Annotated in this window: 1 protein-coding gene and 2 pseudogenes; 1 reads left to right on the forward strand and 2 read right to left on the reverse strand. The window is 56.4% G+C overall.

Annotation, left to right across the window (positions count from 1 at the left end):
- Nucleotides 1–211, reverse strand: a pseudogene (locus C9413_RS32220) (SDR family NAD(P)-dependent oxidoreductase); the annotation flags it as partial.
- A 30-nt stretch (nt 212–241) separates the two neighbouring features.
- On the opposite strand from C9413_RS32220, the gene C9413_RS32225 reads away from it, so the two are divergent.
- Nucleotides 242–535 carry a hypothetical protein gene (locus C9413_RS32225; protein ID WP_039843830.1) on the forward strand — a complete coding sequence of 98 codons (294 nt, stop codon included), beginning with the start codon at nt 242–244 and terminating at the stop codon, nt 533–535.
- 330 nt (nt 536–865) lie between these two features.
- On the opposite strand, the pseudogene C9413_RS32230 reads toward C9413_RS32225, so the two are convergent.
- A pseudogene (locus tag C9413_RS32230) lies at nt 866–1,210 on the reverse strand (hypothetical protein); the annotation flags it as partial.

Consider the following 1,210-nt stretch of genomic DNA (forward strand, 5'->3'; position numbering starts at 1 on the left):
CGGTCGACACCGGTCCCGGCGCAACGCATGTGACGGTCACGCCCGTGCGGCGCAATTCCTGATGAAGCGCTTCCGAAAAGAAGCGCACGAAGGCTTTGCTCGCATAATACAGGGCCATATTCGGCCCGGCCGTGAATCCGGCTATGGAACCGAGATTGAGCACGCCGCCACGCCCGCGCGCTGCCATTCCCGGCAGGAAGCGGAGAGTCAGTTAGACTCGCGATTCAGAAGATAGAAAAATTTGAGCGTCAGCGCGGCCTCTATCAAAGCTGTCTTGTTAGATTTTGATCAGGTGGCGACGAACGCTACAAGTCGTCACCAAACGGAAGCACTGGCCAAGAACAATGGCATAGACATCATCTGGCAGGACATTTGCCACGAAACGCTCTTGCTCCATCAAATCGATGGATTTCAAGCCCACAAGCCGCCGACGGCGGCCAAAGCGCTCGTGGCCCTAAGAAAACAATGGCCCGACTACCAAAAGCCACTGACGCAGTCCGACTTGTCCAAGAAATTCGACATTCAATTCTGTTGAGCGGGCCGCGTCCGTTGAGCCATTGCTAGATCATTTCCTTAGTCTCATTAATCTGATTTGACGGCAACTTAAGTTGGCCGATCACAATCTCGATTTCGTCGTGGTTTGGAGCCGCTCTGGTAGCACGTAATATTTGTCCGGCAACTGCCTCGCTTCTAACGCGGTTTTCGGCGCAACGGCTCTGGCGCAAAATCGCGTGCCGGCGGACTGACCCAGCCCCGGTTGCGAACGACGTAACCTCTAAAAAAGCGAACATTAACCTGAGGCCTCTCGCGGAGAACCTTGTTGGGGATGACTATTGTCTCCAGTTCGTCGCTTTCATGCTGGTGATCATACCGTAAACAATCGTGCGGCAACTCCTGGTGCCTTGGAAGCGGACCTTGCCGAAGCGTCAGTTTCTGCCGAGGGCAGAGCAAGGGTAAGGAGCGCCGCGAAGACCATGACGACGCCATAGGGTACCTTGCGGCTCGCCCGAATTTCCTCGATGCGCATAAAAAAGGCGAGATGCCTAAAGGGCAGCGGCACCGGCAGCCGCAGCATCAGCAGCGTCGCGACGCCGAGGACGAGTAGGAAGATCGAAAACGGCAGCATACCGTGCCAGCCGACGAAAAGGCCGATCGGCAGGAAAAGCTTGGCGTCACCGGCGCCGAACATCCGTACAGCCCAGAGCACCAC

It is taken from the genome of Rhizobium sp. SEMIA 4085 (assembly GCF_013004495.1).
Taxonomy (GTDB): domain Bacteria; phylum Pseudomonadota; class Alphaproteobacteria; order Rhizobiales; family Rhizobiaceae; genus Rhizobium; species Rhizobium gallicum.